Below are 6820 nucleotides of genomic sequence, written 5' to 3'. Positions count from 1 at the left end.
GTCGACCAGGCCGTCTTCACCGACGGGCTGGCCACCGTCTCGGTGTTCCTCGAGCCGGTCGAGAAGGGCTCGCGCAAGGAAGGGGCGGGCAGCACCGGCGCCACCCACGTGCTGGTGAAGCGCCGCGCGCGCCTGTCCGCCGTGAATCCCTTCCTTGTTCCGCTGTCCCGCGTCGACGAGTTCGACGAGATCATCGACGTGCGCACGCCGCTCGAGTACGCGGAGGACCATATTCCCGGCGCGCTGAACGCCCCCGTGCTGAGCAACGACGAGCGCGTGATCATCGGCACCATGTACAAGCAGGTCTCGCCCTACGAGGCGACGCGGGTCGGCGCGGCCTGGGTGGCGCGCAACATCGCCGCGCACCTGGAAACCACCTTCGCCGACCGGCCGATCAACTGGCGCCCGCTGATCTACTGCTGGCGCGGCGGCAAGCGCTCGGGCTCGATGACGTCCTGGTTCAACCTGATCGGCTGGCGCGCGCGGCAGCTCGACGGCGGCTACAAGGCCTATCGCCGCTGGGTGGTGGACGAGCTCGACGAACTGCCGGCGCGGCTGCGCTACATCGTGCTGACGGGGCGCACCGGCAGCGGCAAGACGCATCTGCTCGGTGCGCTGGCCAGGGCCGGCGCGCAGGTGCTCGATCTCGAGGGCCTGGCCGTGCATCGCGGCTCGCTGCTGGGCGCCTTGCCGGGCGCCGAGCAGCCCACCCAGAAGGGTTTCGATACCTCGCTGGTGCTGGCGCTGCGCGGCTTCGATCCGGCCCGGCCGGTGTTCGTCGAGGCCGAGAGCCGCCGCATCGGGCGCATCACCTTGCCGGATCCGGTACTGGCCGGCATGCACGCGGCGCGCTGCGTCGCCGTCGAGACCGCGCGCGAGGATCGCGTGGCCCTGTTGCTGCGCGACTACGGCCATCTGTTCGACGATCCGCTGGCGTTCCGGCAGCAGCTCGCGCGCCTGACCGAACTGCACGGCCATGCGCGGATCCGCGACTGGCAGGCGCTGGCCGAGGTCGGCGCGCGCGGCGAGCTGTTCGAGTCGCTGATCGACCAGCATTACGATCCCGCCTACACGCGCAGCAGCCATGCGGCGTTCCGCCAGATCGCGAGCGCCACCGCCTTTGCGTTCCGGCCGATGGCGGGCGAGGACGAACTCGCCGCGCAGGCGCGCGCGCTGCTCGAACTGCTGGGCTGATGCCGGCCATGTGGTGAGCCTGGCCGACGGTTCGCCGGTGTCGTGTCACGACCGATCTATTCAGCCAGTCGCGAGCGAATGACGTTTCGGTCTCCCTATCGATCGAGCATCTCGACCGGGCACGGCGACGTGCTCAACCCGCGCGACGCGGCAGCGTGCCCGCGAGCTCCATCAGCGCGCGGGCGCCGTGCTCGCCGAGCTGCGCCTTGGCGCGCGCTTGCGCCGCTTGCCAGGCCGAGGCGGCCTCGCGCAGCAGCGCGTTGCCGCGCTCGGTCAGCGACAGCAGGCGGATGCGGCGGTCGCCCGCCTCGCGCGCTTCCTCCACCCAGCCCTGCGCGATCAGCGGCTGCAGGTTGCGGGTCAGCGTCGAGCGGTCGTGCTGGTTGCTGCGACCCAGGTCGGAGCGCGTGAGCGGGCCGAGATCGACGATCAGCACCAGCAGCGAGAACTGCGGCGCGTTGATGCCGAACGGCCGGAACGCGTCGTCGTAGATCGCGGTCAGGAAGCGGGAGAGTTGCCGTGTGCGCGTAAACAGACAGTCGCGGGCGATCTCGCTGCTGATTGGGCCGGCGGGGAAGGCCGGGGAGAGCTTGGGTTCCGTCATGATCGAGTCCGTAGGGCGAGCGGCGGCGCATGCCGCGCGATCGATGACGGTATTGGAGCGCGCCGACGTATCCGGCTTGTGCCGGCGAGGCGCGTTTTCTGTATGGCCATGTGTCTGGCGCCCGCGCCGGATACGTTGCGATACAAAAGCCGGGCGGTTCGCGGCCGGGCTATCCGAAGGTAGGTATTGCCATGGCCGTTCGTATGGGCGCGGGGCACCGAAGGTTCGATGGAGCGGGGACGGGCGGCGCCCTATGCTGTCTACCAGCGCGAATCGGCCTCGATGGGCCCTTCGCGCGACGTACCACGCCATTACAACCCACCGCAGGTCCATTCACAGGTGATTGCCATGACCCTCAGCAAACCGATCCTCGCCGGCGCCGTTGCCGTACTGATGATCTCCTCGACCGCCTTCGCCCAGTCCGGCGACGCCACGACGCCGACGCGCCAGCAGATCCGCGCCGAGATGAAGGCCGAGAAGGCCGCCAATCACGCGCTGGCGAAGAAGGTGCGCCAGGCCTTCGACAAGTCGAGCGACCTGAACGACACCGAGATCGTGGTGTTCTCGAAGGCGCGTACCGGCAAGGTGATCCTCGCCGGCATGATCATGGACCCGTCGCAGGACCAGATCGCGCAGGACATCGCCGCCAAGGTGCCGGGTGTGCAGTCGGTGGACAGCAAGCTGAGCGTGTACGAAGCGCACTGAGCGCGCGGCCGGCCGGTCGGCTCGACTCGAAACCGACGGGCTTCTGGCCGGCCCGCCAACTTCGCTTCCTCGAACGGATGCGATTTCCCTGCCGGCGGCCGCCGGCGATAGCCGTGCCGCGCAGCACCACGCAGCGCCGTAATCGGCGCCCGTCATGCCTCCTCTCAATGGGGCGCGATCGATGCGGGAAAAATATTCTCCGCATCGTTAAATATTTGCATAAAAAAACCTCGCTCCCCCGTTCTTGAATTTGTCAAACCTCGTCCATATAATTAGCACTCGCTGCACGAGAGTGCTAACAATTCGCCGGTGGGCGACAGCCTGTCGGCATCCTTGTGTACTTCAGTCCCATTCAAGAAAGAGAGGAGTGAACATGAACCTTCGTCCTTTGCACGATCGCGTGATCGTCAAGCGCCTGGATCAGGAAACCAAGACGGCATCGGGCATCGTGATCCCCGAAGCCGCCGCTGAAAAGCCGGATCAAGGCGAAGTGCTGGCGATCGGCCCGGGCAAGCGCGACGACAAGGGCGCTCCGATCGCGCTCGACGTGAAGGTTGGCGATCGCGTCCTGTTCGGCAAGTACGCTGGCCAGTCCGTCAAGGTCGACGGCCAGGAACTGCTCGTGATGCGCGAAGAAGACATCATGGCCGTGGTCAACGCGGCGTAAGCCCGCGTAACGCTTCCCAGCGAATCCATTCCAGAATCCAAGGAGTTAGAAGATGGCAGCTAAAGACGTCGTGTTCGGCGATTCCGCCCGCTCGAAGATGGTTGAAGGCGTGAACATTCTCGCCAATGCAGTGAAGGTCACGCTGGGTCCGAAGGGCCGCAACGTGGTCCTCGAGCGCTCGTTCGGTGGCCCGACGGTGACCAAGGACGGCGTGTCGGTCGCCAAGGAAATCGAGCTGAAGGACAAGCTCCAGAACATGGGCGCGCAGATGGTCAAGGAAGTCGCTTCCAAGACCAGCGACAACGCCGGCGACGGCACGACGACGGCAACCGTCCTCGCGCAATCGATCGTTCGCGAAGGCATGAAGTACGTCGCATCGGGCATGAACCCGATGGACCTGAAGCGCGGCATCGACAAGGCCGTCGCCGCTGCGGTGGAAGAGCTGAAGAAGATCAGCAAGCCCTGCACCACCAACAAGGAAATCGCGCAAGTCGGCTCGATCTCGGCGAACAGCGATTCGTCGATCGGCGATCGCATCGCTGAAGCGATGGACAAGGTCGGCAAGGAAGGCGTGATCACCGTCGAAGACGGCAAGTCGCTGGCCGACGAGCTCGACGTCGTCGAAGGCATGCAATTCGACCGCGGCTACCTGTCGCCGTACTTCATCAACAACCCGGACAAGCAAGTCGCCGTCCTCGACAACCCGTTCGTGCTGCTGCACGACAAGAAGGTGTCGAACATCCGTGACCTGCTGCCGGTCCTGGAACAAGTCGCGAAGGCCGGCCGTCCGCTGCTGATCATCGCCGAGGACGTCGAAGGCGAAGCGCTGGCCACCCTGGTGGTCAACAACATCCGCGGCATCCTGAAGACCGTCGCCGTCAAGGCTCCGGGCTTCGGCGACCGTCGCAAGGCGATGCTGGAAGACATCGCGATCCTGACCGGCGGTCAAGTGGTTGCGGAAGAAACCGGCCTGACGCTCGAGAAGGCCACGCTGGCCGAGCTGGGCCAGGCCAAGCGCATCGAAGTGGGCAAGGAAAACACCACGATCATCGATGGCGCCGGCGAAGCCGTGAACATCGAGGCACGCGTCAAGCAAGTGCGCGCCCAGATCGAGGAAGCCACCTCGGATTACGATCGCGAGAAGCTGCAAGAGCGCGTTGCCAAGCTGGCAGGCGGCGTGGCCGTGATCAAGGTCGGTGCCGCGACCGAAGTCGAAATGAAGGAAAAGAAGGCACGTGTCGAAGACGCACTGCACGCCACGCGCGCAGCTGTGGAAGAAGGCATCGTGGCCGGTGGCGGCGTCGCGCTGATCCGCGCTCGCACCGCCATCGCCGCTCTGACCGGCGCCAACGCCGACCAGAACGCCGGTATCAAGATCGTGCTGCGCGCCATGGAAGAGCCGCTGCGCCAGATCGTCACGAACGGCGGCGAAGAAGCCAGCGTCGTGGTCGCCGCGGTTGCCGCCGGTTCGGGCAACTATGGCTACAACGCCGCAACGGGCGAGTACGTCGACATGGTCGAGGCTGGCGTGGTCGATCCGACCAAGGTCACGCGCACCGCGCTGCAGAACGCCGCTTCGGTGGCCGGCCTGCTGCTGACGACGGACGCAGCGGTTGCCGAGCTGCCGAAGGAAGATGCTCCGATGCCCGGCGGCATGCCCGGCGGCATGGGCGGCATGGGCATGGACATGTAATCGACTTCGGTCGATCGCATCGACGGGCGCGCAGCGATGCGCGCCCGGTCCTGCAAAACAAAAAACCCGCAGCGATGCGGGTTTTTTGTCGTTTACGGCTGGGGTCGGCGGCTTGCGGTGCCCGGGCGGGGCCGGCCCGCCGTGGGCCTCAGTGCCGCGAGGCGCCGAACGGCGGCGCGGCCGGCGCGGCGGGCTGGGCCTGCGCGGCTTCCTCGTTGCTGCGTGCCCAGAAGAAGCGGTCGGGCACCCAGGCACCCATGCCGGGCCGGAACGCATCGCGCGCGGCCTGGTAGAGATATTCCTGCGCCTCGCGCACCGCCTCGGGCGGCTCCTGCCCGTTCGCGAGCAGCGCCGCGATCGCCGTGCCGAGCGTGTCGGTCACGCCCATCAGCCGGTGCGGCGTGCGTTCCCAGAGATCCTGGCGGATCTGCCCTTCCTCGCCGTACAGCGTATTGACCAGCCGGTGCGTGCCGGTTTCGGTGGCGAGGATGTATTCGCAACCTTGCGAGAGCAGGTGGGCGATCGCCGTGTCGAGATTCGGCGCCTCGGCGTCGCCGTCGGGCTGGGCCAGCGCGATCAGGGTGGCGTGGTCGGCCACCAGCAGCGTGGTCTGCGGCGCGAGCAGGTCGGCGATCGATTCGCGCAGGTCGTCAGCGGCCAGCACGTGCTCGTCGTCGAGCGTGAAGTCGGGAGCCAGCACCAGCGGCACGCCGTCGTAGTCGGCGACCACCTCGGCGATCGCGCTGACCACCTCGGCGCGCGCGGTGGCGCCGATCTTGAAGGCGGCCACCGGCATGTCCTCGAGCAGCATCCGCGCTTGCGCGACCACCGTGTCCGGGTCGAGACCGGTCACTTCATCGCAGGACGCCGAATCGCGAACCGTGTAGCCGGTCAGGACCGTGGCGCCGTGACAACCCATGCTCGCCAGCGTCAGCAGGTCCGCCTGCAGGCCGGAGCCGCCGGTGGGATCGGACAGACCGAAGGTGAGAACGATCGGAGGGGCGTTGCTGGACATGAAAAATCGGGGAAAGAGAAGAACGATCGGGCGGCGCACCACGTGGGTGCGCCTTGCCGGTCATTATGCGTTGGAAACCTGTGCGTGAAGTGGTTTTTTTAACGCAATGCAATGTGTGGCGGGCGTTTGCGGCGGATCGAGACGCTTGCGCGCGCATCCGTGCAAGGATCGCGGCGATCGTGCCGCGCGGCAGTTCAATCGGGTGCGGATCGGGGATCTCCACAGCGGCGGCGGGAAGATCGCTGTGAGCGGTGATGGCGTGCCTGGCCATGGCGATGCGCCGGCGATCGATTCCGAGCAAGCGCCCGGACAAGAATCCGGACAAACCGCTGGACAGAACGTCGCAGTCCCGGCTAGAGCCGCGGTGCTAGGCAGGGCGGCCGTCCGCACGTTACCATCACGTCTCCCCAAACAATGGTTTTTTCCCCTGCGCGGCAAACGATGGAATACAAAAGCTGGATGTGCCTGATCTGCGGCTGGATCTACGACGAAGAGGCGGGCTTGCCCGACGAGGGCATCGCCCCCGGTACGCGCTGGGAAGATGTGCCGATCAACTGGACTTGTCCGGAATGCGGCGCTCGCAAGGAAGACTTCGAGATGGTGCAGATCTGAGCGAGATCTGAGCGGGTTTCCGCGGCACGTCCCGAGGCCGCCAGCCGGCGCGTCCGACGCGGCGCCGGCGCGCCGGCCCGTCACGCGGTCCGGCCGCGCGGCGTTCGAGCTCTCCGCGTCGACGGTTGCGTGCCCATGACGACGTCCCCGACCGTAATACCGATCCCCGACGCCTTGCCGAATCCGCGTGGCGGCGCCGTGCTGCTGGCGGAGGCGACGCTCGCCGAGGCCAGCACGGCGTCGGGCGAGGCACTGCCGCGGGCCTTGCGTACCGTCGCGGCGGCCTTGCGCGACGCGGGCTGGCTGGCGGGGCTGCGTTACGCCGAGGCG

General features: G+C 67.0%; 7 protein-coding genes and 2 pseudogenes. 7 read left to right on the top strand and 2 right to left on the bottom strand.

What is annotated here, in order from left to right; translation table 11 throughout:
• Together F3J18_RS38615 and mnmH are read left to right on the top strand one after the other, a co-directional pair.
• A pseudogene (locus F3J18_RS38615) lies at positions 1-120 on the top strand (MucB/RseB C-terminal domain-containing protein); the annotation flags it as partial.
• 21 nt (positions 121-141) lie between these two features.
• Entirely contained in the window at positions 142-1194 is a 1053-nt protein-coding gene (gene mnmH / locus F3J18_RS34735) for a tRNA 2-selenouridine(34) synthase MnmH (RefSeq protein WP_025098729.1), read from the top strand.
• Positions 1195-1327: 133 nt separating this feature from the next.
• Here mnmH and F3J18_RS34730 read toward each other — a convergent pair whose 3' ends face one another.
• Positions 1328-1798, bottom strand: coding sequence for a MarR family transcriptional regulator (locus tag F3J18_RS34730; RefSeq protein WP_025098730.1), 471 nt, complete (start codon positions 1796-1798; stop codon positions 1328-1330).
• Positions 1799-2146: 348 nt separating this feature from the next.
• Here F3J18_RS34730 and F3J18_RS34725 point away from each other — a divergent pair, with 348 nt between their 5' ends.
• The 3 genes from F3J18_RS34725 (at position 2147) to groL (ending at position 4863) form a co-directional block, all read left to right on the top strand.
• A complete protein-coding gene (locus tag F3J18_RS34725) occupies positions 2147-2503 on the top strand; it encodes a BON domain-containing protein (RefSeq protein WP_013696816.1) in 357 nt (118 codons plus the stop codon).
• Positions 2504-2876: 373 nt separating this feature from the next.
• A complete protein-coding gene (locus F3J18_RS34720) occupies positions 2877-3170 on the top strand; it encodes a co-chaperone GroES (protein ID WP_025098731.1) in 294 nt (97 codons plus the stop codon).
• Between the two features lie 52 nt (positions 3171-3222).
• Entirely contained in the window at positions 3223-4863 is a 1641-nt protein-coding gene (groL, locus tag F3J18_RS34715) for a chaperonin GroEL (RefSeq protein WP_013696819.1), read from the top strand.
• A gap of 148 nt (positions 4864-5011) precedes the next feature.
• Here the strand turns inward: groL and F3J18_RS34710 are convergent, their stop codons facing one another.
• Positions 5012-5878: a hydroxymethylpyrimidine/phosphomethylpyrimidine kinase gene (locus F3J18_RS34710; protein WP_013696820.1), complete on the bottom strand. Its 867-nt coding sequence runs from the start codon at positions 5876-5878 to the stop codon at positions 5012-5014.
• Between the two features lie 441 nt (positions 5879-6319).
• On the opposite strand from F3J18_RS34710, the gene F3J18_RS34705 reads away from it, so the two are divergent.
• Together F3J18_RS34705 and F3J18_RS34700 are read left to right on the top strand one after the other, a co-directional pair.
• Complete coding sequence (locus F3J18_RS34705; RefSeq protein ID WP_006400971.1) at positions 6320-6490, top strand: rubredoxin; 171 nt, start codon at positions 6320-6322, stop codon at positions 6488-6490.
• 135 nt (positions 6491-6625) lie between these two features.
• Positions 6626-6820 (top strand): annotated as a pseudogene (locus F3J18_RS34700) (hypothetical protein); the annotation flags it as partial.

Source organism: Burkholderia sp. Ax-1720, from assembly GCF_011753035.1.
GTDB classification, from domain to species: domain Bacteria; phylum Pseudomonadota; class Gammaproteobacteria; order Burkholderiales; family Burkholderiaceae; genus Burkholderia; species Burkholderia gladioli.
This window is presented reverse-complemented; position numbering and strand designations above follow the sequence as displayed.